This window comes from Neotabrizicola shimadae, assembly GCF_019623905.1.
In the GTDB taxonomy this organism is placed as follows: Bacteria; Pseudomonadota; Alphaproteobacteria; order Rhodobacterales; family Rhodobacteraceae; genus Neotabrizicola; species Neotabrizicola shimadae.
This window is the reverse complement of record NZ_CP069370.1, coordinates 4,000,989-4,026,071: the sequence shown is the minus strand read 5'-3', so window position 1 is coordinate 4,026,071 and position 25,083 is coordinate 4,000,989. Positions and strand designations below refer to the sequence as shown.

General features: G+C 66.7%; 23 protein-coding genes. 8 read left to right on the top strand and 15 right to left on the bottom strand.

What is annotated here, in order from left to right:
* Position 1: 1 nt before the first annotated feature.
* From JO391_RS19515 to JO391_RS19500, 4 genes are all read left to right on the top strand, one after another.
* Complete coding sequence (locus tag JO391_RS19515; protein WP_220662062.1) at positions 2-520, top strand: LptA/OstA family protein; 519 nt, start codon at positions 2-4, stop codon at positions 518-520.
* Positions 517-1,272 (top strand): LPS export ABC transporter ATP-binding protein, encoded by a 756-nt coding sequence (lptB, locus tag JO391_RS19510; RefSeq protein ID WP_220662061.1) that lies wholly within the window; start codon positions 517-519, stop codon positions 1,270-1,272. The genes JO391_RS19515 and lptB overlap by 4 nt, the downstream gene beginning before the upstream one ends.
* 225 nt (positions 1,273-1,497) lie before the next feature.
* Positions 1,498-2,073 carry a ribosome hibernation-promoting factor, HPF/YfiA family gene (hpf, locus tag JO391_RS19505; RefSeq protein WP_220662060.1) on the top strand — a complete coding sequence of 192 codons (576 nt, stop codon included), beginning with the start codon at positions 1,498-1,500 and terminating at the stop codon, positions 2,071-2,073.
* Positions 2,074-2,106: 33 nt separating this feature from the next.
* The gene (locus JO391_RS19500) at positions 2,107-2,571 is read left to right on the top strand and encodes a PTS sugar transporter subunit IIA (RefSeq protein WP_220662059.1); all 465 of its coding nucleotides are present in this window, start codon (positions 2,107-2,109) and stop codon (positions 2,569-2,571) included.
* 4 nt (positions 2,572-2,575) lie between these two features.
* On the opposite strand, the gene JO391_RS19495 is transcribed toward JO391_RS19500, so the two are convergent.
* The 8 genes from JO391_RS19495 to cysQ all read right to left on the bottom strand — a co-directional run bounded on the left by JO391_RS19495 (position 2,576) and on the right by cysQ (position 11,794).
* The gene (locus tag JO391_RS19495; protein ID WP_259444766.1) at positions 2,576-3,976 is read right to left on the bottom strand and encodes a sulfotransferase domain-containing protein; all 1,401 of its coding nucleotides are present in this window, start codon (positions 3,974-3,976) and stop codon (positions 2,576-2,578) included.
* A gap of 4 nt (positions 3,977-3,980) precedes the next feature.
* A complete protein-coding gene (locus JO391_RS19490) occupies positions 3,981-5,678 on the bottom strand; it encodes a DUF5927 domain-containing protein (RefSeq protein WP_220664639.1) in 1,698 nt (565 codons plus the stop codon).
* A gap of 14 nt (positions 5,679-5,692) precedes the next feature.
* A complete protein-coding gene (locus tag JO391_RS19485) occupies positions 5,693-6,679 on the bottom strand; it encodes a glycosyltransferase family 2 protein (protein ID WP_220664638.1) in 987 nt (328 codons plus the stop codon).
* 62 nt (positions 6,680-6,741) lie between these two features.
* On the bottom strand, positions 6,742-7,956 hold the full coding sequence (locus JO391_RS19480; protein WP_259444765.1) for a glycosyltransferase: 1,215 nt from the start codon (positions 7,954-7,956) through the stop codon (positions 6,742-6,744).
* 1 nt (position 7,957) lies between these two features.
* Positions 7,958-8,872 carry a UTP--glucose-1-phosphate uridylyltransferase GalU gene (gene galU, locus JO391_RS19475; protein WP_220662058.1) on the bottom strand — a complete coding sequence of 305 codons (915 nt, stop codon included), beginning with the start codon at positions 8,870-8,872 and terminating at the stop codon, positions 7,958-7,960.
* A 98-nt stretch (positions 8,873-8,970) separates the two neighbouring features.
* Positions 8,971-10,209, bottom strand: coding sequence for a glycosyltransferase family 2 protein (locus tag JO391_RS19470; protein WP_220662057.1), 1,239 nt, complete (start codon positions 10,207-10,209; stop codon positions 8,971-8,973).
* Positions 10,206-11,003, bottom strand: a complete 798-nt coding sequence (locus tag JO391_RS19465; RefSeq protein WP_220662056.1) for a 3-deoxy-manno-octulosonate cytidylyltransferase — start codon at positions 11,001-11,003, stop codon at positions 10,206-10,208. The genes JO391_RS19470 and JO391_RS19465 overlap by 4 nt, the downstream gene beginning before the upstream one ends.
* Entirely contained in the window at positions 11,000-11,794 is a 795-nt protein-coding gene (cysQ, locus tag JO391_RS19460; RefSeq protein WP_220662055.1) for a 3'(2'),5'-bisphosphate nucleotidase CysQ, read from the bottom strand. Before cysQ ends, JO391_RS19465 begins: the two co-directional genes overlap by 4 nt.
* A gap of 130 nt (positions 11,795-11,924) precedes the next feature.
* Between cysQ and JO391_RS19455 the strand changes: the two genes are divergently transcribed.
* Positions 11,925-12,746 (top strand): ABC transporter permease, encoded by an 822-nt coding sequence (locus JO391_RS19455; protein WP_220662054.1) that lies wholly within the window; start codon positions 11,925-11,927, stop codon positions 12,744-12,746.
* Between the two features lie 17 nt (positions 12,747-12,763).
* Here JO391_RS19455 and JO391_RS19450 read toward each other — a convergent pair whose 3' ends face one another.
* Complete coding sequence (locus JO391_RS19450; protein WP_220662053.1) at positions 12,764-13,414, bottom strand: alpha-ketoglutarate-dependent dioxygenase AlkB; 651 nt, start codon at positions 13,412-13,414, stop codon at positions 12,764-12,766.
* Positions 13,415-13,575: 161 nt separating this feature from the next.
* Here JO391_RS19450 and dnaK point away from each other — a divergent pair, with 161 nt between their 5' ends.
* From dnaK to JO391_RS19435, 3 genes are all read left to right on the top strand, one after another.
* Positions 13,576-15,480, top strand: a complete 1,905-nt coding sequence (gene dnaK / locus JO391_RS19445; protein ID WP_220662052.1) for a molecular chaperone DnaK — start codon at positions 13,576-13,578, stop codon at positions 15,478-15,480.
* Positions 15,481-15,558: 78 nt separating this feature from the next.
* The gene (gene dnaJ / locus JO391_RS19440) at positions 15,559-16,713 is read left to right on the top strand and encodes a molecular chaperone DnaJ (protein WP_220662051.1); all 1,155 of its coding nucleotides are present in this window, start codon (positions 15,559-15,561) and stop codon (positions 16,711-16,713) included.
* A 493-nt stretch (positions 16,714-17,206) separates the two neighbouring features.
* Positions 17,207-18,205 (top strand): dimethylarginine dimethylaminohydrolase family protein, encoded by a 999-nt coding sequence (locus JO391_RS19435; RefSeq protein WP_220662050.1) that lies wholly within the window; start codon positions 17,207-17,209, stop codon positions 18,203-18,205.
* A 98-nt stretch (positions 18,206-18,303) separates the two neighbouring features.
* Here JO391_RS19435 and JO391_RS19430 read toward each other — a convergent pair whose 3' ends face one another.
* The 6 genes from JO391_RS19430 to JO391_RS19405 form a co-directional block, all read right to left on the bottom strand.
* Complete coding sequence (locus tag JO391_RS19430; protein WP_220662049.1) at positions 18,304-19,107, bottom strand: carnitinyl-CoA dehydratase; 804 nt, start codon at positions 19,105-19,107, stop codon at positions 18,304-18,306.
* Positions 19,104-21,107: an acetate--CoA ligase family protein gene (locus JO391_RS19425; protein ID WP_220662048.1), complete on the bottom strand. Its 2,004-nt coding sequence runs from the start codon at positions 21,105-21,107 to the stop codon at positions 19,104-19,106. Before JO391_RS19425 ends, JO391_RS19430 begins: the two co-directional genes overlap by 4 nt.
* Before the next feature lie 205 nt (positions 21,108-21,312).
* A complete protein-coding gene (locus JO391_RS19420) occupies positions 21,313-21,612 on the bottom strand; it encodes an Rdx family protein (protein ID WP_220662047.1) in 300 nt (99 codons plus the stop codon).
* Positions 21,609-22,772, bottom strand: a complete 1,164-nt coding sequence (locus JO391_RS19415) for an acyl-CoA dehydrogenase family protein (RefSeq protein ID WP_220664636.1) — start codon at positions 22,770-22,772, stop codon at positions 21,609-21,611. Before JO391_RS19415 ends, JO391_RS19420 begins: the two co-directional genes overlap by 4 nt.
* 8 nt (positions 22,773-22,780) lie before the next feature.
* Entirely contained in the window at positions 22,781-23,533 is a 753-nt protein-coding gene (locus JO391_RS19410) for an SDR family oxidoreductase (RefSeq protein WP_220662046.1), read from the bottom strand.
* On the bottom strand, positions 23,530-24,999 hold the full coding sequence (locus tag JO391_RS19405; protein WP_220662045.1) for a carnitine 3-dehydrogenase: 1,470 nt from the start codon (positions 24,997-24,999) through the stop codon (positions 23,530-23,532). The genes JO391_RS19410 and JO391_RS19405 overlap by 4 nt, the downstream gene beginning before the upstream one ends.
* Between the last annotated feature and the right edge of the window lie 84 nt (positions 25,000-25,083).

The window sequence follows — 25,083 nt, the reverse complement described above, 5'->3', positions numbered from 1 at the left end:
CATGACCCGCCCCCTCCGCCTTGCCCTGACGGCCGCCATGATTGCCCTTGCCGGCATGGCCCTTGCCCAGGAGAGCGGGCAAGAGATGAAGATAGGCACCGGGTTCAAGCAGGACCCGAACCTGCCGGTCGAGATCACCGCGAATGAACTGACCGTGGACCAGACCGCCTCCACGGCGACGTTCACCGGCTCGGTCCTGGCCGTGCAGGGCGATCTCCGGCTGACCGCCGACGAGGCGCTGGTCGAGTATTCGCAGGAGACGAACGCCATGACCCGGTTGACCGCGACCGGATCGGTTGTCGTCACCACACCCACCGAGGCGGCCGAAGCCGCGCGCGCCGTCTATGACATCGCGGGCGGCAAGCTGGTGATGGAGGGCGGGGTCCTGCTGACCCAGGGCTTTGGCGCCGTGTCGGGCGAAAAGCTTGATGTCGACATGGCCGCGGGCACCGCCCGTATGTCGGGCAAGGTTCGCACCGTCTTCAAGCCCGGCGAAACCGGCGGGGCGACGCAACCATGACCGTGGGCCTGACCGTGACAGAGGGCAGCGGCGGATTGCGGGTCATCTCGCTGCGCAAGAGCTACAAGAAACGTCCGGTCATCCGCGACGTGTCGATGCAGCTTGACCGGGGCGAAGTGGTGGCCCTTCTCGGCCCGAACGGATCGGGCAAGACCACCTGCTTCTACGCCATCGCCGGGCTTGTCATGCCCGAGGCGGGCCAGGTCCTGCTGGATGGCCGCGACGTGACCGGCCTGCCCATGTACCGCCGCGCCCGACTGGGCATCGGCTACCTGCCGCAGGAAGCCTCGATCTTCCGGGGGCTTTCGGTCGAGGACAACATCCTTGCCGTTCTGGAAATCTCGATCTCGGACCCGCATTCGCGCCGCGAACGGCTGGAGGAACTGCTGAGCGACTTCTCGGTCACTCACCTGCGCAGCGCCCCGGCGCTGGCGCTGTCCGGTGGCGAACGCCGCCGGGTGGAAATCGCGCGCTGCGTCGCCGCCAACCCGCGCTATCTGCTTCTGGACGAACCCTTCGCCGGCGTGGACCCGATCGCGGTGGCGGATATCCGCCATCTGGTCCACGATCTGAAGAACCGTGGCATCGGCGTGCTGATCACCGATCACAACGTCCGTGAGACGCTGGAGATCGTGGATCGCGCCTATATCCTGCACGATGGCGTCGTGCTGAAAAGCGGCACAACCGAAGAGGTCGTGGGCGACGAGATGGTGCGCCGTGTCTACCTGGGGCAGAACTTCCGCATCTCTTGAACAGCGCCCCGCGCATCCCGATGTAGAGGTTGACAACCCCCGCTTCCGTGGCGCCAAATACCCGTGATGCGAGAAAAACAACGCCCCGTCAGACCTGACCGCCGGTCCGTTTTCCGGTTCGGCCCGTGTCAGGAGCCGGCGCCACACCCCCGCTTAGCAAGGCTTCGACCCTGACCGTGTTCCGGTGGTCCCGGCACGGCTTGGCCCGAATGTGAAGGAGGCATCATGCGGTACCAAATCAGCGGCAAACAGATCGACATCGGCGAGGCTCTCACTACGCATGTGAAGTCCGAGATCGGGGAGTTGGTCGAAAAGTACGCCCAGCGCCCGACCGAAGTGTCGGTGGTGTTTTCGCGGGTTGCGCACGAGTTTGTCTGCGAAGCGGTGATCCACCTGTCCACCGGGCTGACCGCCCAGGCCAAGGGCCACGCATCCGAGATCTACCCGGCGTTCGAAAGCTGCCGCGAGAAGATGGACAAGCAGATGCGCCGCTACAAGCGCCGCCTGCGCAATCACCGTCTGGACCGGCCGGAGCCGGTTGAATTCGGCGAAGGCTCGTCCTATATCCTCGCGCCATCCGAGGAAGTCGAGGATGCCGAGGCGACGAGCCTCCAGCCGATCGTGATCGCCGAGATGGAGACGAAGATTCCCTCCATCACCGTGGGCGAAGCCGTGATGCAGCTGGAACTTGCCGGCCACAAGCTTCTGGTCTTCCGCAATGAAGGGCACGGTGGCGTCAACGTGGTGTATCGTCGGGAAGACGGCAACATCGGATGGATCGACCCGCGCAATAGCAAATAACAGCCCCGGGGCGGGCAGGATCGACAGCAGTTCATGGATCTCTCGAAACTACTGAATGCTGGGGCCGTGCGTGTCCTGAGCCAGATGTCCAGCAAGAAGCGCCTCTTCCAGGATCTGGGAGAGGTGGCTTCCCAGGCCTACGGGATCGTCGCCGCCGCGGCGGTGGACGGCTTGCAGGAACGCGAAAGCCTGGGGCCCACCGGCGTGGGCAACGGCATCGCCCTGCCCCATGCCCGGCTTCAAGAACTGGACCGCATCGTCGGGGTGTTCTTCCGGCTGGAAAAACCCTTCGATTACGACTCGGTGGACCGCCAGCCGGTCGACCTGGTGTTCTGCCTGTTCGCCCCCAAGGATTCGGGCGTGGAACACCTGAAGGCGCTGGCCCTTGTCAGCCGCACCATGCGCGACCAGTCGGTCTGCGCCAAGCTGCGCGCCAACAATGATCCGGCCAAGCTCTACGCGATCCTGGCCGAAAGCCGGTCGATCCAGGCGGCTTGAGCCCTCAGCCGCGCCAGGCCTCGAATCCGAAGGCGATGTAATCCCGAAGCTGCGCGTCCTGGACGGCGGCTTCGATCTCGGCATCGTAGATCTGGGCCAGCCCGATCGCGGCAGTATCGGCGCGCTGGCGCAGCGGCGGCGGCTCGATCCCCAGTTCGGCGGCAAGCCAGCCAAGCCCCTCGGCCAGCCGTTCCTCGCGCAGCACCGCATCCGGGCTTTGAAACCCGGCAAAGCCCTGCAGGCAGGCAGCCTGGGTGGCCCAGGCGGGTTCGACCTTCAGGCTGGACTGGCCCGCGCCGCAGGTCTTCAGGAACCTCACGAAGGCAAGGAAGGCCGTGCGATAGGCGGTATCCGTGGCGCGTATGGCATCTGCATCGCCGATGTCCACGCCCCAGGACCGGCGGATCACCTGCCGAAGGTCAGGTTTGGCCCTGTCCAGCGCCTCGTCGAAGGCAGCCTTGGCGCGGGCAACCGGATGGCGAAGCACGGTGAAACTGCGATGCAACGGGTGGTCTTTCTTCCACAGCCGCAGTTTGCGCTGGTCGAACCCACGCTCCACTCCGCCCAGTTGCGCCAGCCAGTCCAGAACCTGCCGCTCGGGCCCCGCCTTGATGGGCAGGAACAGGAGCGGCGCCTCGCGCGCGGCCACCAGGCTCACGATGTTCGGCCCACGCCGCGGTTCGAAATTCGGGGTGCGGCCCAGGTTGAACCAGTCGGTTCCGGCCAAGGCAGCGGCCATCTCTTCAGGGTTGGTCACCTTGTCGGCGACGTCTTCGGGGTTCTGCTTTTTCAGCGTCCCATCCAGCGCGGCCAGCCGCGCCTCGACCCCAAGGAAGGCGGCCAGGCCGTTCAGCACGTCCAGATCCTGCAAATCCTCGTAATCGATGTAAAAGGCCGTCTGCCCGCTGGTCTGCAGCCCATGCATCAGCCGGCGCTGGAAGCCCTGCACCTCCTCGACATGAGCCGCAAACTCCTCGGCATCGAAGGTGGCTTTGGCTGTCTTGAGGTTCTTGGCGTTGGTCAGCTTCCACTGGTTCGTCGCCTGCGCGATCTTCCAGCTGACATAGCTTTCCAGCGGGTTGCGCGTCAGGATGATCTTGGCGCAGGCCGGATCGAACAGCACCAGATCGCAGACCCGCGCGTCGTGATCGTGGAAATAGCGAAACCCCGGCAAGCCCGGCGTTTCGGCCTTCATCAACCGCAACAGCTCGCCCGGATCGCGCTCGCGCGCGGCAAGGTCCATGCCGAACAATCCGTCGCGGTTGGGATAGCCGATGAAATGCGGGTTGAAGGCCTCGCCGTGGCAGGTCACCCCCTCCAGCGCGTTCAGGTTGGTCTCAAGAAGGTTGGACCCCGTCCGCATCTCGGCGAACATGACAAAGCTGGAAAACCGCGGATGCGCCAAGAGATCACTTCACCAGGTAGGGCCGGCCCCGGCGGCCGGCGGCGGGGCGCGGATCGTCGCCCACGGGGAAATCGCCCATCAGCACCGGCTGCATCCCCTGGTTGCGCAGGTTCTGCAGGAACTGGCCAAAGCCCGTCAGGTCCGACAGCCGCGGCACCTCGGTCAGCCGGCGCATCGACCGCGGGCTGATCTCGTCCACGATCATCTGCAACGGCTCCATCGGGCTTTCGATGAACTCGGCCAGCGTCCAGATGCGCACCCGCGCCTTCACCCAACTGGCGCGCAGCACGTCCAGGTGCTTGGCCTCGACCTTCTGCAACCAGGCCGCCTCCTTGCGGATCTCGCCGAAGTTGCGGTTCGACTTGAACAAGGGCACCGCCCAGGCGCCCGAGATCACCTGCACCTGCGCATTGGGATCGGCGGCGAACAGCATCTGGATGTCCTGCCGGTCACCCGGCCCGAACTGGAAGCATTGCCGTTCGCCCCGTGTGTTCCACAGAAGGTTGGTCAGGAAGGCATTGGGGTTGTAGTCGCGCAGCGCGGCGCTGTCGGACATGGCGCCGTTGTAGGTCGACTCGCCATTGGCGAAATGCACCCGGTCGGGGGCGTACAGATGGCCATGCACCCGCGTGCCGGTGGCCTTGCCCAGCCAGGTCTCGAAATCCTCGAACAGGTCGGCAAACCCCTCGAACACCGAGTAGGGCCCCGCAGTACGGCCGTTCTCCCAGTCCAGGTTGGGAAAGCGGCTTTGCATGTAAAGGCCGGACCGACCCTTCGTCCGCCGCTCGATCGCCTTGGAAAACAGCCGGTCGATCTTGCCCGGATTGGGCTCTGTCGCCGCCAGCGCCCGCGCCTGCGGCACCAGGAACGCGGCATAAAGCTTGTCCGCCTGCGGCCAGATCTTGCGCGCCACGAAGCAGTCCGACTTGCGCAACAACTGCAGGTGGTCGTCATAGAAGATGTGCGGCTTGCCCTGGAAGTCGAACTTCGACAGCGTCAGCGACCGGCTTTCCACGTTGGCGGAATACTTTCGCACCAGCGTCTGGAAATAGCTTTCATCCGGGATCCAGACCCGGCGGAAGTAGCGGTCGTAATCCTTCCGCTCTGGGTCGTCCAGGATGGCCGACAGGGTCTGCCGCGTCAGGCACCACCACTGGCTGCCCAGATGAGGATGGATGCCCGGCGGGACCTTGCGTCGGAACCCCACGCGACGTTGCAGGCGCACATAGCCGTCAAACAGCTTGCGGTTCCGGCGCCACGAGAACGGGAAGCGCAGCGTGAACCGCTCGATATCCAGGCCGCCCACCGTCCAGCCGACATCCTCGGTCGTCACGCTTTCGATGAAATCGGTCTTGGGGCGGTCGTCCAGATAGGCGGCCAGTTCCTCGACCGGCCGCAGGGGCAGGCAGGCGCCAGAGGCCAGGTAGACGTGCCGCACATAGGGAAAGTCGCGCAGCATCACGGTCGCCGCTTCCTGCGTGGCCGCAACCAGCCCCCAGGTGCCCCATTCGCAGGCGTATCGCTTGCAGAACCGCACGTTTGGCAGGTCCGACAGCGCCTGCACCATGCGGTCATGGTCCGCGCGCGGCGTGGCCTGGTCGACATGCACGACGACCGGCGCCCCGCGTTCGGCCCAGTGCCGCGCCACCTGCGCCGCGCGATCCAGCGCGGTATGGCACAGCATCACGAAGCCCACGCTCAGCTGCGGTGCCTCTGTCATGCCCAGTTCCCCTTGGAAATCAGGCCCAGAATTTCCAACTGCCGCCAGTTGATGTACTTCTCGCTCCACTTGCACCACAGGTCGGGCTGGCTGGACATGACCTCGCGATAGGCGCGGTATTCATGGCTGCCGGCATAGTGCTGCTTGCGCACCATCTCTTCCTCGGCCTTGGCGGCGAAGGTATCCAGAAACTTGGCGTGCAGCAGGCAACCGCTGGTTTTTTCGCCGCCCCATTCGTCATAGACAAGGTTCAGGCCGCGCGGCAGCAGCATGTGGGTCGAACTGGCATAGACGAAATCGCGGTGCCATTTCACCAGCGGAATCTTGTTCAGCGCCGGCGCCCGTTCGGGATTGTCGGGAAAGAAGACGCGGGCGCGCGGACCACCCTGAATCCACAGGTTGCCATAACGCCGGTTCCGCGTGATCGTGTAATTGCCGGCATCGAACCAGGGCGCGATTTCAAAGGGATCCTGCCCTTCGCGGTAGGGCTGCCCGCCGATCGGGCCCTTGGGATACATGTCCAGGATCATCGCAGACAGGCTGCGAATGGAACTTGCGTCCAGCCAGTCGGTCAGCGCCCGCAAGGGCCGCGTATCGCAGAAGGGATAGACGAAGAACTCGTCCGGATCGACGACAAGGCACCAGTGACCGTGGCCGAACCGCCATTGCAGCCAGTTCAGCCAATCCACCCCGAAGCGCGACCGCCTGTAACTGGCCTTCGTTGACCAAAGCGAGACATCGGGCTGCGCCTGCAGGTACTCGCGGCTGCCATCGTCGCTGTCATTGTCCACGATGAGAAAATGGCTCACGCCAAGATCGCGGTAGTACTTCAGGAAATAGGGCAGGCGCACCCGTTCGTTGCGCAGGGTCGAGAACACGAGGATGTCGTCGGACCGGATCGCAGATGACCGGTCCACAACGGAGGAAAGCTCTCTCCGCTTGCGGAAGGCCCTGATTTTCCAACGCTTTCGCGCAAGGCGCAGAGCGTACCTGGAAAAGATGCTCACCTGTTGCCCGTCCCCGGGTTAGTGTTCTCCGAACAGCCTTACCAGTCGGGGCTTAACGTCGTCTTGAAGTGGTCCTCCCAGGTAGGAAGGACGAACCTTGCGCCCCTATCCCGGTTTGAACCTCCGGTCTGCTCAATCGACCCAATCACGTCAGACCAAGCATAACCGTCTGTTGGCGCAAGGTAAACGGGATAGTCGCCCATCACCTCGCGCAATTCGGGAAGGTCCGAACAGATGACCGGCACGCCCAGAGCCGCAGCCTCCAGGGCGGGCAGGCCCGTCCCCTCGGCCAGGCTGGGAAACAGAAGAGCCCGCGCACCGGCCAGAACCGCCGCCACCGCGCCGTCCGACAGGCCCCGCCGCTCGATCACCCGCCCCCCTGCAGCAAGGTCATCCAGCCGGCGAAACACCGCCTCGTTGCGCCAGCCCCGCCCGCCCAGCACCACAAGCCGGGGGCCGGCCGGCAGGCGGTCCCACAGGTCCAGCAGCAGCGCATGGTTCTTGCGCGGCTCGATGGTGCCCAGAACGACGTAGTAGGGCGAGGACAGATCCAGATCGGTCGGCACCTCGGCTGGGGCGGGCCCGGCAGGCTCCATGCCAAGCTGCGCCACGCGACCCGGCGGCACGCGCCCCAGTCGCGCCAGTTGCGCCTCGTCACGCTGCCGACCGGCATGGGTGGTGTGGATCACCAGATCCGCCCCCCTGGCCACTGCCGCCATCTTGCGGGCAAAGACCTCGGGGATGCCCAGGCGGGTCAGTTCGGGATGGTCCAGCGGGATGACATCATGCACCAGCACGCCCGCCCGTGCCCCCGGCACGGCATGGACCGCATCGAAGACACGCGGCGTCAGGTTGGCATGACCCAGGTTCAGATAGCGCACGCCTGCCGGCAGGTTCCGCCGCAGCATCCGCGCCAGGAACGGCGCCGGCGCCCGGGCCACCGCGGCCCGCCGCAACAAGGCCTCGGCATCGGCCCGCGCCGGCTGACCTCGCCGCAAGAGCCGTTCCAGCCGCCCGGCCTTCGGTGCCGTCTCGCGCCCCTCCACCAGGGCGGCCAGGCGGGCAACGCCCTCCCGGTCCAGCAGAAGAAATCCTATGGCGCTGCGGATCAGGCCGAAGAGCGGCGCGTCCCGGCGCAACAGCTCGTGCAGATAGGCGTGTTCCACACGGTCCACGCCCGTCATCGGTCCGTGCCCGATGCGCGAGGCCAGCCGGGTCAGATCGACCAGCCAGGCCTCGCCCTTCGCCGTCACGTCACTGGGCTGCCTTCTGCAGCGCCACCATGTCGTTCAGGTATTGCGCGAACTCGTCCCGCAGGTCGGGGCGCGACAGGCCGAACGCCACCGTCGCCTGCAGGAACCCGGCCTTCGACCCGCAATCATAACGCTGGCCGCGGAAGCGGTAGGCGAAGACCTGACCCGGCTTCTTCGCTTCCCTGGCGATGGCATCCGTCAGCTGGATCTCGCCGCCCGCGCCCTGCTTGCCGCTGTTGAGGTTCTTCATCACCTGCGGCGTCAGGATATAGCGCCCGATCACCGCCAGGTTCGAAGGCGCCTTGTCCGCCGGCGGCTTCTCGACCATGCCCTTGACCTGCACAATGGACCCCATGTCCTCGGCGATGTCCACCACGCCATAGGCCGAGGCCTTTTCCGGCGGCACTTCCATCGCGGCCACCATGTTGCCGCCGGTCTGTTCGTAGGCTTCGATCATCTGTTGCAGGCAGGGCTTCTCTGCCGCGATCACGTCGTCGGGCAGCAGCACCGCAAAAGGCTCGTTGCCCACCAGACGCCGCGCACACCAGACGGCATGGCCCAGGCCCATCGCCCGGTTCTGCCGCACATAGGCGATGGCGCCGGAATCCATGTTGGTGTCCTTGAGGATCTCCAGCAGCGCATCCTTTCCGGACCGGCGCAGCGAGTTTTCCAGCTCGGGCGCATGGTCGAAGTAATCCTCCAGCGCAGATTTCCCGCGCGAGGTCACGAAGATGAACTCCTTGATCCCGGCGGCCCGCGCCTCGTCGATGGCGTACTGGATCAGCGGCCGGTCAACCAGCGTCATGATCTCCTTGGGGATGGACTTCGTCGCCGGAAGGAACCGCGTCCCCAGCCCTGCGACCGGGAAGATCGCCTTGGTTACCTTCGTCTTGCGCTTCGCACGTGCCGTTGCCACGTCCTGCTCCAATGCTACCTGCCGGCCAAACCCACCGGACGATCATGACGTCCTTCCTTACCGGCGTCCCATCGTAATGCCACCAACGCGAGGGGAAGTCACCTATCCAGCGGGGTATCCGACCAGACCGGACGGACAGGTGCCAACCGTTTACGCTCATCTTCGCCCCGCAGCGCAGCGGTTGTTCGCCAGAAGACCGGTCCCTTCCGGTCGGCCTTGCCGTGCGCCCCGCCCTCCTGCAACCAGAAGCCACCATCGGTGAACCCGTGCCTGTGCCGCCGGAACCCGCGCGACAGGACCAGGACCGTCACGATCCGCGCGCCTGCCGCGCGCCCCGCCTGATCCAGCGCCGCCGCCCGGCCCGCTCGGTCGGTCACCAACACCACACCCCCACGTGGCCCCGTCCCCGGCAGCGGCGCAAAGGGCGCGCCACTGTCGGGCAACGGTTCCAGTGCCAAGCGCCGCGCCAGCCCCTCCGCCCATCCCGCCCGCAATCCCGCCATCAGCGCCCGCATCCGCAAGGGCCCGATCCGCCCGCGCAGCAGATGCCGCCACAGCCGCGCCCGTTCCCGCCGTACCACCGCCTGGGGCAGCGCCCCCGCCGCCTCGGGCGCATGGCGGCGCAGGAATACCGCCGTGCTCGCCCCGATCTCGACCAGCGACAGGGGCACCCGGTCGGCCCGCCGCCGCGCACTGGCCGCAAAGGCGTGGTGCACCTGGGCCAAGGGCACCACCGCCGTCAGCCCGCCCCGCGCCGCCAGCCGCAGGTTCACATCCGCCTCGTCCAGAAAGAAGCGGAAGGCCGGGTCGAACCCGCCCGCCGCGCGCAGGGCCGCCGCGCGAAAGGCGCAGTTCGTCCCCACCGTCTTGACCGCCCGCGCACCCGAGCCTTCGTGCAGCGACACCCGGTCCTCCGGCACGTCCAGCGCATGATCCTCGCCGAAACGGTCCACCTCGCAGGCCCGCCACTGAAAGGAAATCCCGTTGCGCCCCCGCACGAAGCCCGTGGCCTGCATCACCCGAGCATCGGCAAACACGGCCACCAGCCGCGACAGCCAGGTGGGTTCCGCGCAGGCATCGTCGTCGATGAAGGCCACCACCTCGCCCGCCGCCTGCGCCAGCCCAAGGTTCCGCGCGGCCGAGATGTTGGCCTCGTCAAACCCCACCGCCTTCACCGCCAATCCGGTCGCGGCCACCGCCGCCAGCCCAGCCGGATCGGCCACCACCACCACCTCGAAGGCGGGGTGGTCCTGTTGCGCCAGCGCCATCAGGCAGCGGACCAACGCGCCGGGCCGCTCCCGGCTCACCACGACCACGCTGGCCGTGGCGAGGCTCATCCCAGCGATGCCATCTCGGCCATCATCGCCTCGATCCGCGGCACGTCCTCGGGGTTGTTCAGCTCCCAGAACTGCCGCCCCCGCGCCGTCACCTCCACGCACAGCACGCGCCGCCCGTTCTCCAGAAACCGCAGCTGTTCCAGCCCTTCCAGCTGTTCCAGCGGACCCACGGGCCAGGACGGATAGGCCTTCAGCGCCTCGGGCCGATAGGCATAGACACCGACATGGTGGAACACCGGCGTCGGCTCGTCGTCGGCATAGACCCGGCCCGTGTAGGGGATCACTTCCTTCGAGAAATAGAGCCCTCGCCCACCAACCCCGAACACGGCCGTCGTACCGCCCACGCGCCCCGCACGGCGGTCGGCCAGAAAGCCGTTCAGCGCCCGCCCGTCGCAGCGCAGAACCGGCGTGGCAATATCGGCCTCGGGGTCGGCCTGCAGCCCTTGGACAAGGTCCTCCACGAACCAGGCCGGCGTCAGCGGCGCGTCGCCCTGCAGGTTCACCACGATGTCGAACCCCGGCAGGGCCGCCGCCACCTCGGCACAGCGTTCCGTGCCGTTCTGGCAGGCCGAGGAGGTCATCACCACTTCGGCCCCGAACCCTTCGGCATGGTCGCGGATGCGCGCGTCATCCGTCGCCACCACCACGCGGTCCACGCCGTTGACCGCCATCGCCGCTTCCCAGCTGCGCCGGATCAGGGTCTTTTCCCCGTCCGGACCCTTCAGGGCGACCAGCGGCTTGCCCGGATAGCGCGTGCTGGCGAACCGCGCGGGGATGGCGATGAGAACGCTCATTTCTTCAGCTCGACCCCTGGCGCATAGGCGATGAAGAACGGGTTGTCCCAGCCCGGCTTGCCATAGCCAAGCGCCTCATGCGTGTCGAAGCGCACGACATGGCCCCCCGCCCCGCGCAGCACCGCATCGCCCGCGGCGGTATCCCATTCCATCGTGCGGCCGAGGCGCGGGTAAAGATCGGCCTCGCCGGTGGCGACCAGACAGAACTTCAGGCTGGACCCGGCGCTCTTCATGTCCTTCACGGCATACTTGCCGATGTACTCGTCCGTCGCCGCATCGCGGTGCGACTTCGACGCCACCACCATCAACGCGCCGTTGTCGGGTGTCGACACCCCGATCCGCGTCACCGTCCCCGGCGCCGCCTTGTCCAGGGCTCCCGTCTCTTCGACCGCGCTGCCATCGGCCTGAGTATAGAACAACCGCCCCTGCGCCGGGGCATAGACCACGCCGCGCAAGGGCACGCCGTCCTGCACATAGGCGATGTTCACCGTGAAATCGCCGCGGCGCTGCACGAACTCCTTGGTGCCGTCCAGGGGGTCCACGATCAGGAAGGTCTTGGCCGTCAGCGCATGGCTCGCCGCCTGTTCCTCGGTGATCAGCACCAGATCCGGGAACTCCGCCCGCAGCCCGGCCGAAATCAGCGCATCCGCCGCCTCGTCAGCCTCGGTGACCGGGCTGGAATCACCCTTCGCCTTCACTTCGAAATCGGGGCCGTCATAGACCTCCATGATGCGGTCGCCCGCTTCCAGGGCAAGGCGGCGAATGACGGGGATCAGACGGTCAAAATCCATGGGGCTCCTCGGCCGGAAACTGCATGTGGTTGATTGCGTGCCGTCCCGGCCTTAACATTGCCATCAAGGGAACGACAAGATTTCCCGTTGCAGGATGCAGCCCTCCGCCCGCCCGAGGATCGAGCCGCCCATGTTTCGCGTGGAAAGAAAGCAGACCGGCATCGGCAGCGCCTTTGCGCTTCTGGAACTGATCTTCCATGCCTCGGTGCGCCATGTCCGCAAATCGCATGGCAATGCGGTGATCGGTCTCCTCCTCGCGATCTTCCAGTCGGTGCTGATGATCGCGGTGTTCTACTTCATGCTCGATTTCCTCGGGATGCGGCAGAACAAGGTGCGCGGCGACTTCCTCCTGTTCATCATGTCGGGCGTCTTCCTGTTCATGACCCATTCAAAGGCAATGGGGGCGGTGGTCCGGTCCGATGGTCCGACCTCGGCCATGATGAAGCACGGCCCCATGAACCCGCTGGTCGCCATCTGCGCCGCAGCGCTTGGCTCGCTCTACCTTCAGGTGCTGTCTGCAGCGGTGATCCTCTTCGTCTATGACGTGGCCTTCCAGCCGATCTCGATCCACGAACCCGTCGGCGCGATGGCGATGTTCCTGCTGGCTTGGGCGTCGGGCGCGGCAATCGGCATGGTGTTCAAGGCCGCCATGCCCTGGCAACCCGATCTCTTCGGCGTGGTCAGCCAGGTCTACAACCGGGCCAACATCATCGGCTCGGGCAAGATGTTCCTGGCCAACAATCTGCCCTCGCACCTCCTGCCCTTCTTCATCTGGAACCCCTTGTTCCACACCATCGACCAGGCGCGCGGCTTCATCTTCCTGAACTACAGCCCGCGCGTAACCTCGATCAGCTACCCGGTCTATGTCACGCTCGCCTGCATCGTCGTGGGGTTGATGGGCGAATTCTACACCCGCCGGCACGCCTCGATCAGCTGGAACGCCGGGCGCTAGGGCGGTGTCTTCAAGACCTACGGCACCTGCACAACCCGCAGGGTCAGGTTGATGCGCCCGCCCTGCGGCAACAGGCGCGACGATCCGTGCCGCACCCTGTCGATGCCGTGAAAGGCCAGCCGCGCCGCGCCGCCCATCACCACCACGTCGCCCGATTTCAGCCAGACGCTTTCCGTCCTGTCTGCGCGGTCCGTGCCGCCCATGCGGAACAGCGCCTCATCCCCCAGGGAAACCGAGACGACCGGAAAACCGAAATCCCCCTCGTCGCGGTCCTGGTGCAGCCCCATCTTCGCGCCCTCGCCGTAGAAGTTCACCAGGCAGCAATCCGGCGCGCGCACCAGCCCCGTCACCGCGCGCCACAGGTCCAGCACCATGCCCGGCACCGGCGGCCAGGGTCGCCCCGTGACGGGATGGCACGGCTCGTAGCGGTATCCCCGGCGGTCCGTCACCCAGCCCAGTCGCCCGGCCGAGGTCATGCGCACCGACATCTTCCGCCCGCCCGGCGTCTCGGGCTGCACGAAGGGCGCCTCCGCCGCGACGCCCCGCAACGCCTCGACCAGCGCCGTCTGCTCTTCGGGCGAAAGCCAGCCCGGAAAATACCGGAAACCCCGGATCTCCACGCCCTCGGGCCGAGTGACCGCAGTCCTTCCGGTTTTCTCCGCTTCCATCGGATTTCCCGCCATTCCGCCGCTTGCGGCCCCCAAGACCCCTGCCTATATACCCCAACGAAGCCGGAAGGGCAGGCCGCCCTCCGGGTTGCACTTGGGATCGGGGCAGGATGCCGCAACGGGTCCGGCCCCAGAACATCGCCGAAGAAAGGGTAGCATACATGGCCAAAGTCATCGGAATCGACCTCGGCACCACCAACTCCTGCGTCGCCATCATGGATGGCTCGCAACCCCGCGTCATCGAGAACTCGGAAGGTGCGCGCACCACGCCCTCGATCGTCGCCTTCACCGACACCGAACGCCTCGTCGGCCAGGCCGCCAAGCGTCAGGCCGTCACCAACGCCTCCAACACCATCTTCGCCGTCAAGCGCCTCATCGGCCGCCGTCTGGGCGATGCCGAAGTGGAAAAGGACAAGAAGCTCGTCCCCTACAAGATCGTGGACGGCGGCAACGGCGACGCCTGGGTCGAAGTGCGCGGCGAGAAGTATTCGCCCAGCCAGGTCTCGGCCTTCATCCTGCAGAAGATGAAGGAAACCGCTGAATCGTACCTGGGCGAGCCTGTCACCCAGGCCGTCATCACGGTTCCCGCCTATTTCAACGACGCGCAGCGCCAGGCCACCAAGGACGCGGGCAAGATCGCGGGCCTCGAAGTCCTGCGCATCATCAACGAGCCCACGGCCGCCGCGCTGGCCTATGGTCTCGACAAGAAGGAAACGAAGACCATTGCCGTCTATGACCTCGGCGGCGGCACCTTCGACATCACCATCCTCGAAATCGACGATGGCCTCTTCGAAGTGAAATCGACCAACGGGGACACCTTCCTCGGCGGCGAAGACTTCGACATGCGCATCGTCCAGTACCTCGCGGACGAGTTCAAGAAAGAGCATGGCGTCGACCTGACGCTCGACAAGATGGCGCTCCAGCGGCTCAAGGAAGCCGCCGAAAAGGCCAAGATCGAGCTGTCGTCGGCCTCCCAGACCGAGATCAACCAGCCGTTCATCTCGATGGACAAGAACACCGGGCAGCCCCTGCACCTGGTGGTCAAGCTGACGCGCGCCAAGCTGGAAAGCCTGGTCGAGGACCTGATCAAGAAGTCGATCAAGCCCTGCCAGGCCGCGATCAAGGATGCCGGCATCTCGATCTCCGACATCGACGAGGTCGTTCTCGTCGGCGGCATGACCCGCATGCCCCGCGTGATCGAGGAAGTGACCAAGTTCTTCGGGAAAGAGCCCCACAAGGGCGTCAACCCCGATGAAGTCGTGGCCGCCGGTGCCGCCATCCAGGCGGGCGTCCTGCAAGGCGACGTCAAGGACGTGGTCCTGCTCGACGTGACCCCGCTGTCGCTCGGCATCGAAACCCTGGGCGGCGTGTTCACCCGCCTGATCGACCGCAACACCACGATCCCGACCAAAAAGTCGCAGATCTTCTCCACGGCCGAAGACAACCAGAACGCCGTGACGATCCGCGTCTTCCAGGGCGAACGTGAGATGGCCGCCGACAACAAGCTCCTGGGCATGTTCAACTTGGAAAACATTCCCCCGGCGCCGCGTGGCGTGCCGCAGATCGAGGTCACCTTCGACATCGACGCCAACGGCATCGTCTCGGTCAACGCCAAGGACAAGGGCACCGGCAAGTCGCAAGCGATCACCATCCAGGCCTCGGGCGGCCTTTCGGATGACGACATCGAGAAGATGGTAAAGGACGCCGAGGCGAATGCCGAGGCCGACAAGAAGCGGCGCGAACTGGTCGAGGCCAAGAACCAGGGCGAAAGCCTGCTGCATTCGACGAAGAAGTCGCTCAGCGAACACTCCGACAAGGTGGATCCCTCCACCGTCGAGGCGATCGAACTGGCGATGGGCGCGCTGGAAGACACCCTCAAGACCGAGGATGTCGGCAAGATCCGCGGCGGCATCCAGAACCTGACCGAAGCCGCGATGCGGCTCGGCGAGGCGATCTACAAGGCGCAGGCTTCGGCCGAAGGCGGCGACGGTGACGACGCCCGCCCGGTGGACGAGGACATCGTCGATGCCGATTTCGAGGATCTGGGCGACAACAAGCGCAAGTGATGCAGCCGCTGGAACAGTAAACGATGAAGGCGGCCCCCTACGGGCCGCCTTCCCTGTTCCGGGCACTCGGGGTTTCAGATGGCGAAACGCGATTACTACGAAACGCTCGGCGTCGCCCGGGGGGCCAGCGCGGAAGAGATCAAGAAGGCCTATCGCACCAAGGCGAAGGAGCTTCATCCCGACCGCAATGCCGACAACCCGGATGCCGAAGCCAAGTTCAAGGAAGTGAACGAGGCCTATGACGTCCTGAAGGACGACACCAAGAAGGCCGCCTACGACCGCTTCGGCCACGCCGCCTTCGAAGGCGGCATGGGCGGCGGCGGTCCGCGCGGCCCCGGTGGCGGCTTCCAGCAGGGCGATTTCGCCTCGGCCTTCTCGGATGTCTTCGAAGACCTCTTCGGCGACTTCATGGGCGGCCAGCGCGGCGGCGGCGGACGCTCGCGCGCGCAGCGCGGCTCGGACCTGCGCTACAACCTCCGCGTCTCTCTCGAAGAGGCGTGGTCCGGCGTGCAGAAGACAGTGAACGTGCCGACCTCGGTGCCCTGCGACACCTGCAAGGGTACCGGCGCCGAAGGCGGGGCCGAACCCGTCACCTGTCCCACCTGTTCGGGCATGGGCAAGGTCCGCGCGCAACAAGGCTTCTTCACCGTCGAACGCACCTGCCCCACCTGCAACGGCGCGGGCCAGATCGTGAAGAACCCCTGCCGCGCCTGTGGAGGCGCGGGCCGGGTCGAAAAAGAACGCGCCCTTTCGGTCAACATCCCCGCAGGTGTGGAAACCGGCACCCGCATCCGCCTGGCGGGCGAAGGCGAGGCCGGTCTGCGCGGCGGACCGGCGGGCGATCTCTACATCTTCATCGAGGTGAAGGATCACCCGATCTTCCAGCGCGACGGCGTGCATCTCTTCTGCCGCGTGCCCATCACCATTGGCACCGCCGCGCTTGGTGGCGAGGTCGAAGTGCCCACCATCGACGGCGGCCGAAGCCGCGTGAAGGTCCCGGCGGGCAGCCAGACCGGCAAACAGATGCGGCTCCGCGCCAAGGGGATGCCCGCCCTGCGCGGCGGCGGCACCGGCGACATGGTGATCGAACTGGCGGTGGAAACCCCGGTCAACCTCACTTCGCGCCAGAAGGAACTTCTGCGCGAGTTCGAGAAGCTGTCCGAGGAAAACAACCCGGAAGGCTCGTCCTTCTTCCAGAAGGTCAAGGGCTTCTGGGACGGCATGAAGTCCTGACCGTTCGGGCCACCTGACCTTCCCTCGCCCCGGCGAAAGCCGGGGCCTCGGTTCCCGCCGGGCGAACGGCCTCTTCCCTTTGCAAGTACCTGACCCGCTCTCTGACGGGCCTTCTTCTTTCGCGCGGATCAGGGCCGGGTCCAGTGGACCCGGACCCCGCGCGTTGGCGATTTGCCAGCAAATCGCCAAGGGGGGTGGCAACTTTCCCTGCACGCCAGTTGCACGGGGCGCGCCTGCCTGGGCTGGCGCGTTTTCGCGCCTGCCAAGGGGCAGGCAGGCGCGGCCCGTGCGCTTGGAGCGCACGGGCGGTCCTGTCGCCAGCGTCCCACGGTGCCCGAGGCGATGGCCTCGGGCAAGGCTGGCCGCGTACCACCATTCGAACGACCAGCCGCCCTGCACCCCGTAGGATGGGCAATCCTGCCCATCCTATTCCCCCACCCTTGCCCCCGCCCCGCCGCCCCCCTACCCTCCACCGCCACAGGAGGTGCACCCCATGTCCAACGCGCACTGGATCTACAACCAGACCATCAAGACCTTCGCCGCAGGCGCCGAGCCGCCGTTCGAGGACGAGGGCGAACTTGTCTCCACCTGGGGCAAGGTCTGGGGCGTAGACAATGACGTGGGCCGCATCCGTTCGATCCTGATGCACCGCCCCGGCCCCGAGATGGCCGTGGTCGATCCCTCTAAGCGCCTGTCCGAAATCGGATCCTTCGGCGATCCGGCGACCGGCTGGTACTTCCAGTCCGACACCCCGCCCGACATCCCCCTGATGCAGTCCCAGCACGATGCCTTCGTGGCCGCGCTTCAGGCGGCGGGGGTCGAGGTGCATTTCGTGGATGGCGATGCCGGCATCCGGCTGAAGCAGGTCTATACCCGCGATCCGCTGATCATGGTGAAGGGCGGCGCGATCATCAACCGCATGGGCGCCCGCATCCGCCGCGGCGAGGAACTGGCGATCACCCGCACCCTCGCCCGGCTCGGCATCCCGATCCTGCGCACCATCTCGGGCCGCGGCGTGATGGAGGGCGGCTCCTTCGCCTGGCTGAACGAGAAGACCTGCGCCATCGGCGTCGGCGTCCGGGTCAACCGCGACGGCGCCGAACAGGTGGGCGAGGTCCTGAAACGCCAGGGGGTCGAGCTCTTGATCGTCGATCTTCTGGGCTTCGACATCCACCTGGATGTCAGCTTCCTGATGATCGACCGCGACCTGGCGCTGTTGAACACCATGCGCCTGCCCTACAGCTTCCTTGAAGAACTCACCGCCCGCGGCATCCGCTACATCGACATCGACCCGGCCGACGATCCCTGGATCGTCAATTCGCTCGCCATCGCGCCGGGCCATGTGCTGATGCCCGAAGGCGCCACCAACCGCACGCTCGACCGGCTGGCGGCGGCAGGCGTCCGCTGGGACACCCTGCCTTACGCTGCCGTCCACAAGAACGGCGGCGGGCTGCACTGCTCCACCACGCCCCTGCGCCGCGATCCGCTCTGACCTCGGACAATTATGAAGTCCAAGTTAACGCGACTTCGTAACCCCTTGAAATGACTGGGGGCGACGGGGCGTCCGAGCTCGGACGCCCCGGCCTCACCTCAGCGCCCCTTCCAGACCGGGTCCCGCTTCTCGGCAAAGGCCCGGGCCCCTTCCAGCTGGTCCTCGCTGGAATAAAGCCGGTCCACCGTGGGCATGAGCCGCTTGGTCACCCGGTTCAGGGCATCCTGGAACCGCATCGCCTCAGCCTCCCGCACCACCTCCTTGATGGCCGCATAGACCAGCGGCGGCCCGCTCTCCAACAGCCGCGCCAGGTCCCAGGCCTTGGCCAAGAGGTCGGCCGGCGAGGTGATCTCCTTCACGATCCCCCACCGCAGCGCCTCCTCCGCATCGAACCAGCGGCCGGTCAGAAGCAGGTCCATCGCCACATGATAGGGGATCCGCTTGGGCAGCTTGATCGAGGCCGCATCCGCCACCGTCCCCGACCGGATCTCCGGCAAGGCAAAGGTCGCGTTCGAGGAACACAAGATCAGGTCCGCCGACAAGGCCAGCTCCAGCCCGCCCCCGCAACAGATCCCGTTAACCGCCGCGATCACCGGCTTGTTCAGGTTGGGCAGCTCCTGCAACCCCCCGAACCCGCCGACCCCATAATCCCCGTCCACCGCATCGCCCTCGGCCGCGGCCTTCAGATCCCAGCCGGGGCAGAAGAACTTCTCCCCCTCCGCCCGCAGGATGCAGACCCTGAGCGAGTCATCGTCCCGGAACGACCGGAACACCTGCCCCATGATCCGGCTGGTCTTCAGGTCGATGGCATTGGCCTTGGGCCGGTCCAGCGTGACCTCCAGAATGGCGCCCTCGCGCCGGGTCTTGATCGGCCCGTCGACCGGAAAGAACAGCTCGTTCATGGGGTCTCCTCCCAGATGACAGCATCCACCGCCACGGCACCCTCTTCGCGCACCATCAGCGGATTGATCTCGATTTCCCGTATGGCCGGCTCCGCCGCCATCAGCCCCTGCAGCCGCACCGCCGCCTGCACGATGGCCCCCACGTCGGCCTTCCGCCGCCCACGATAGCCATCCAGCAACGGCCAAAGCCGCAGCCGACGCAGGGCCGCCTCCACCTCGGCCTCCGTCACCGGCGCCACCAGAGTCACGGTATCGGCCAGCAACTCGGCGGTCACGCCGCCCATGCCAAGCGTCAGGGTCATGCCATAGACCGGGTCGCGCCGCAGGCCGAGCAGGACCTCGCCCACCGCCCCGGTCACCATCTCCTCGGCCAGGTACCCAGTTGCCCCTGGCATCTCGGCCTGCCCCGTCAGCGAACTCAAGCCAAGACGCACTGCCCCGGCCTCGGTCTTGTGCGCGAACCCCATGCCCTTCAGCGCAAAGGGCGCGGCAATGTTGCCCACCAGCGGTTCCAAAGCCGCAAGCGTCAGGGCCGACACGCCCTTCGGAACGGCTACCCCGGCCGCGGCCAGCTTCGCCTTGGCCTCACCTTCGGGCAAAAGCCGCGCCTCGCCAGCCTCGGCCCGCGCCGTCCAAGGCCGCCAGCCCGGCGCCCCGGCCGGGGTCTGTGCCGCCCGGATCGCGCCAAGCGCCGTCTCCAGCCCCATCAGCGGCACCACACCCTTCGCCATCATGCCCTCGGCAAGCGCTTCGTCGAAGTTCTCGGGCAGCGAGCTCACCGGAAAGGCCGGCTTCCCCGTCGCCTGCCCCGCTGCCACGATGGCCTGCAGCGCAGGTTCAAAGCTCGACGGATCGCAGCGGTCCGGCCGTGGCGGGTCGATGATGAAGATACCGGCATCATAGCCCGCCAGCATGGTGGCGAAGACATCCGTGGTGCGCGGCCCGTCGCCCCAGATGAAGGTATGGTAGTCCAGCGGGTTGGCAATCGCCACGATCGGCCCCAGGATCTCGCCCAGGCGATGCCGCTGCGCGTCTGACGGCGGCGGGAAGTCGATGCCATAGGGCGCGGCCAGATCCGCCACCAGCCCCGCCTCCCCGCCCGAACAGGAGAGCGAGCAGAGCCGCGTGCCAATCTGCGGGCCGTGGACGTGGAAAATCTTCAGCGTCTCGACCAGTTCGGTCAGCGTGTTCACCTCGGCCACGCCACAGGCGCGCAGGAAGGCCGAGGAGGCCGCCCCCCCGCCCGCCAGCGAAGCGGTGTGCGACGCCGCAGCGGTGCGCGACAGTTCCGTCTTGCCCGATTTCACGCAGACAATGCCCTTGCCAGCCGCCCGCGCCGCCTCGGCCAGCGCGGCGAAGGCCGGCGCGTCGTCGATGCCTTCGACGTACATGCCAAGCGCCGTCACCCGTTCGTCCGACAGAAGCGCCCCGGCCAGCTCGGCCAGCCCCACCTGCGCAGCATTGCCCAGGCAGGCGACATAGGCCACCGGCAGGGCGCGGGCCTGCATGGTCAGGTTGATGACGATGTTCGACGACTGGGACAGAAGCGCCACCCCGCGCTCCACCCGCCTGCCGCCATGCTGGTCGGGCCACAGCAAAGCCCCGTCCAGGTAGTTGATGACGCCATAGCAATTCGGCCCCAGGATCGGCATGTCGCCGGCCGAGGCCACCAGTCCGGCCTGAAGACCGGCTTCGCCCGCCTCTTCCCATCCGCTGGCAAAGCAGGTCGCCCCGCCCGCCCCCATCGCCGCCAGTTCGCGCACCACGTCCAGCGTGGCATGGCGGTTCACCCCGATGAAGGTGGCATCCGGCGGTGCCGGCAGGTCGGCCAGCGATCGGAAGCAGGGCGCGCCCCCGATCTCGTCCCGCGTGGGATGCACTGGCCAGACCGGGCCATCGAAGCCCATCTTCCGGCACTGCTCGACAACATTCTTCGCCCATCCCGAGCCAAGCACCGCAATCGACCGGGGCCGCAAGAGGCGGGACAGATCACGCGACATGATCGCCCCCGACAAGACCCGAGGTTGCGCCCCGCCCGCATGTCCGGGGCGAGGCGCCTTCTCCCGTTACGGTCATCGGCGTCCCCGCCTGTACCGTGCGACCAGATTGCCGTTCGGTGGTTAACATCCTGTTACTTCTTCTGTTCTCAAATATCCTCGGGGGGTCCGGGGGGCAGACGGCCCCCCGGCGTCGATGCGGGGCGCCTCAGCCGGGGTCGCGTGCCCGGTCCACATGTCCCAATCCGCGCTCGGGCCAGACGGCATCGCGCAGCCGCCGCTTCAGTTCGGCCGCATCGGGAAACCCGCCGTCCACCTTGCGGTCCCAAAGCCCCAGGCCATCCGCCGTCACGGTGAAGATGCCGCCCGTTCCGGGCACCAGCGTCACTGACCCCAGCTCTTCGCCAAAGCTCGACAGCAGCTCCTGCGCCATCCAGCCCGCGCGCAACAGCCAGTTGCACCGCGTGCAGTAGGTGATGGTCACGGCGGGGCGGCGGGCTTCGCTCATGCGCCGTGGGCCCGCAGAAGCTCGCGGCTGATGATGTGGCGCTGGATCTCGGACGTGCCCTCCCAGATCCGCTCCACCCGCGCATCGCGCCAAATGCGCTCCAGCGGCAGCTCGTCCATCAGCCCCATGCCGCCATGGATCTGGATCGCCTCGTCGGCGACATGGGCCAGCACCTCGGTTGCCTTCAGCTTGGCCATGGACATGTCGGCCTCGGTCACGGTGCCCTGGTCGTATTTCCAGGCGGCCTCGCGCGTCAGCAGTTCCGCCGCCTTCAGCTCCATCGCCATGTCGGCCAGCTTGAAGCTGATGCCCTGGAACTTGCCGATCTTCTGGCCGAACTGCTCGCGTTCGGCGGCATAGCGCACCGACAGGTCCAGCGCGCGTTCAGCGCGGCCGAGGCAGGTCGAGGCGACCTGCAGCCGCGTCGCGCCCAGCCAGGAATTGGCAACCTCGAAGCCCTTGTGAACCTCGCCCAGGATTTGGCGTTTGTTCACGCGGCAGTCGTCGAATTCCAGCACGGCATTGGTATAGCCGCGGTGGCTGACATTGCGGTAGCCCTCGCGCACGGTAAATCCGGGCGTGCCCTTGTCAACGAAGAAGGCGGTGATCTTCTTCTTGGGTCCGCGCGGGGTCTGCTCCTCGCCCGTCGCCACGAAGACGATGGCAAAGCCCGCCAGGTCGGCATGGCTGATGAAATGCTTCGTCCCGTTCAGAATCCAGTCGTCGCCGTCCTGCCGGGCGCTGGCCTTCATGCCCCGCAGGTCCGAGCCGGCGCCAGGTTCGGTCATGGCCAGGCAGTCCCAGGTCTCGCCCCGGATGCAGGGCATCAGGTACTGCTCGCGCTGTTCGGCATTGCCGGCAAGCAGGATGTTCGACGGCCGCGCCACGCAGGTCCAGTGCAGCGCATAGTTGGCGCGCCCCAGCTCCTTTTCGTACAGAAGCCAGGACAGCGTATCCAGGCCCGCGCCGCCCACCTCGGCCGGCATGTTGGCGGCGTAAAGACCCGCCTCCATCGCCTTCTTCTGGATCTCGCGGATCAGCTCCACCGGCAGCACGCCGCTGCGTTCGACCTCCAGCTCATGCGGGAAGAGCTCGTTCTCCACGAAGGCGCGCGTCGTCTCGACGATCATCTTCTGTTCTTCGGTCAGTCCGAATTCCATCATGTCCCTCAAGGGTCAACGTTGTAGGTCATGCCATCCACCGCCAGCGCCTGACCCGAGATCATGCGCGCCGCGTCAGAGGCAAGGAAAAGGGCAAGGCCGGCCACATCCTCGGGATCGGTGAGCCGCTTCAGCGCCGTGCCGCTCGCATAGCCCTGCCGCACGGCATCGGGAGTCATGCCCTTGGCCGCGGCCTCGGCCTCGATCACCCGGTCGATGCGCGGGCCGTTGACGGAACCGGGGCAGATCGCATTGGCGCGGATGCCATGGGGTCCAAGCTCCATCGCCACCGTCTTCATCAACCCGATGACGCCCCATTTCGCCGCGACGTAGGGCGCGCGGAAGGGCGTACCGTAAAGGCCCGAGGTGGACGAGGTGAAGATCATGCAGCCCCGCCCTGCCGGCTTCATCAGCCGCGCGCCGTGCTTGGCGGCCAGCATCGCGCCGTCCAGGTTGACGGCCAGGCACTGGTGCCAGGCCTCCAGACCCATGTCCTCGATCGCCGCGGTCGGGCCCTTGATGCCGGCATTGGCGCAGAGCACGTCCAGACCGCCCCAGTCCCGGGCAATCTCGGCGAACAGCAATTCCATCGCCGGCTCGCTGGAGGCATCGGCATGGGTGCCACGGATGCCGGGCGGCAGCGCGGCCAGCGCCGCCGCGTCGACATCCGTCACCCAGACCCGCGCGCCGGTGCCGGCGAAGGCTTCCGCCATCACCAACCCGATGCCGCTCGCCCCCGCGGTGATGAGGACCCGCGTCACTTCTTCTGGCCCACGGCGCGGCCCGCGCCTTCGGGCAGGGGCAGGCCCGCCTGGGTCTCGGCAATCGCCTTCAGCTTCGCCCAGACTTCCGGCGCCGCCGGCACCGCCTTGCCCTCCGCCATGTCCACATGCAGGCAAAGCTGCTCCACCGTGGCCACGACCTCGTCGCCCTTCATGATCCGCACGAAGGACCGGAACCGCTTCTCATCCGCGCTGATGATCTGCAGCGTGCCCACCAGCCGGTCGCCCAGCTTGGCCTCGCCCAGGTGGCGGATATGCGTCTCGGCGCTGTAATAGCTGTGGCCGGCAGCCACATAATCCATCCCCGCGCCGATCAGGCGCAGGAAGTTGTCCACCGTCTCGGAGTTGGCAAAGTAGTAGCGGCTCTCCGTCATGTGGCCGTTGTAGTCGATCCAGCCGGGCAGCACCTGCATATGCGCCATCACCAGCGGCTCCGACTTCGGCCCCGTGTCGGTCGCCGCATGGAACACCGCCGCCCGCGCCTCGTCATGGGCCCGCAGCACCTTGCCCGCGCCCCAGTTCCGCTCTTTCAGCGCGCGCAAAAAGCCCACAAGGTTCTGGTCGCGAATGCGCTCCAGCTCGCGGATCGAATAGGCGCCGGATTCCGCGTCGGACTGGTTGGCCACCAGTTCCACCAGCTCGTCGTTGAACTCGGGCACGTCCATGAGCTTCGTCCAGGGCCATTTCAGTGCCGGGCCGAACTGCGCCATGAAATGCCGCATCCCGGCCTCGCCGCCGGCAATCCGATAGGTCTCGAACAGGCCCATCTGGCCCCACCGCAGGCCAAAGCCCATGCGGATCGCCTCGTCGATCTCTTCCGTCGTGGCGATGCCGTCCTTCAGCATCCACAGCGCCTCGCGCCACACGGCCTCCAGAAAGCGGTTGCCGATGAAGGCGTCGATCTCGGCGCGGATCACAAGGGGGAACATGCCGATGTCCTTCATCACCTGCACCGTCCGCTCCACCACCTCCGGCGGGTTGCGGGGCGAGCCCGACACTTCGGACAGCGGCAAGAGGTACACCGGGTTGAACGGGTGGGCCACGATGATGTTGGCCGGGTTCGCCGCGCCGTCCTGCAGGTCCGATGCCTTGAAGCCCGAGGTCGAAGAGCCGATCAGCACGCCCGGATTGGCCTGCTGCAACTGGGCATAGACCTTCTTCTTCAGCTCGATGCGCTCGGAGACGCTTTCCTGGACGTATTCCGCGCCCTCCACCGCCTCGCCCATGGTCGAGGCAAAGGACAGCTTCCCCTCGGGCGGCATCGGCACATCCGACAGGGCCGGCAGCGCCAACCGCGCGTTGGACAGGACCGCGTTGATCTTGCGCTCGGCTTCCGGGTCGGGGTCGAAAACCGCCACGTCCCAGCCGTTCAGCAGGAACCGCGCGGCCCAACCGCCGCCAATCACCCCGCCCCCAATGATCGCCGCCTTGCGCGTCGCAGCCATTCGTCAAGCCTCTCCCGTTCGGCCCCGCGCGGGGGCACGTCATCCTGCCCGGACCGCAGCGCGATCCGGGGTCACCCTGTCCTG

What these genes read in the sequence shown, in the direction of transcription:
- JO391_RS19515 (WP_220662062.1), top strand. Translation starts at nt 2, where the DNA reads ATGACCCGCCCCCTCCGCCTTGCCCTGACGGCCGCCATGATTGCCCTT.
- lptB (WP_220662061.1), top strand. Translation starts at nt 517, where the DNA reads ATGACCGTGGGCCTGACCGTGACAGAGGGCAGCGGCGGATTGCGGGTC.
- hpf (WP_220662060.1), top strand. Translation starts at nt 1,498, where the DNA reads ATGCGGTACCAAATCAGCGGCAAACAGATCGACATCGGCGAGGCTCTC.
- JO391_RS19500 (WP_220662059.1), top strand. Translation starts at nt 2,107, where the DNA reads ATGGATCTCTCGAAACTACTGAATGCTGGGGCCGTGCGTGTCCTGAGC.
- JO391_RS19470 (WP_220662057.1), bottom strand. Translation starts at nt 10,209, where the DNA reads ATGAGCCTCGCCACGGCCAGCGTGGTCGTGGTGAGCCGGGAGCGGCCC.
- JO391_RS19465 (WP_220662056.1), bottom strand. Translation starts at nt 11,003, where the DNA reads ATGAGCGTTCTCATCGCCATCCCCGCGCGGTTCGCCAGCACGCGCTAT.
- cysQ (WP_220662055.1), bottom strand. Translation starts at nt 11,794, where the DNA reads ATGGATTTTGACCGTCTGATCCCCGTCATTCGCCGCCTTGCCCTGGAA.
- JO391_RS19455 (WP_220662054.1), top strand. Translation starts at nt 11,925, where the DNA reads ATGTTTCGCGTGGAAAGAAAGCAGACCGGCATCGGCAGCGCCTTTGCG.
- JO391_RS19450 (WP_220662053.1), bottom strand. Translation starts at nt 13,414, where the DNA reads ATGGAAGCGGAGAAAACCGGAAGGACTGCGGTCACTCGGCCCGAGGGC.
- dnaK (WP_220662052.1), top strand. Translation starts at nt 13,576, where the DNA reads ATGGCCAAAGTCATCGGAATCGACCTCGGCACCACCAACTCCTGCGTC.
- dnaJ (WP_220662051.1), top strand. Translation starts at nt 15,559, where the DNA reads ATGGCGAAACGCGATTACTACGAAACGCTCGGCGTCGCCCGGGGGGCC.
- JO391_RS19435 (WP_220662050.1), top strand. Translation starts at nt 17,207, where the DNA reads ATGTCCAACGCGCACTGGATCTACAACCAGACCATCAAGACCTTCGCC.
- JO391_RS19430 (WP_220662049.1), bottom strand. Translation starts at nt 19,107, where the DNA reads ATGAACGAGCTGTTCTTTCCGGTCGACGGGCCGATCAAGACCCGGCGC.
- JO391_RS19425 (WP_220662048.1), bottom strand. Translation starts at nt 21,107, where the DNA reads ATGTCGCGTGATCTGTCCCGCCTCTTGCGGCCCCGGTCGATTGCGGTG.
- JO391_RS19420 (WP_220662047.1), bottom strand. Translation starts at nt 21,612, where the DNA reads ATGAGCGAAGCCCGCCGCCCCGCCGTGACCATCACCTACTGCACGCGG.
- JO391_RS19415 (WP_220664636.1), bottom strand. Translation starts at nt 22,772, where the DNA reads ATGGAATTCGGACTGACCGAAGAACAGAAGATGATCGTCGAGACGACG.
- JO391_RS19405 (WP_220662045.1), bottom strand. Translation starts at nt 24,999, where the DNA reads ATGGCTGCGACGCGCAAGGCGGCGATCATTGGGGGCGGGGTGATTGGC.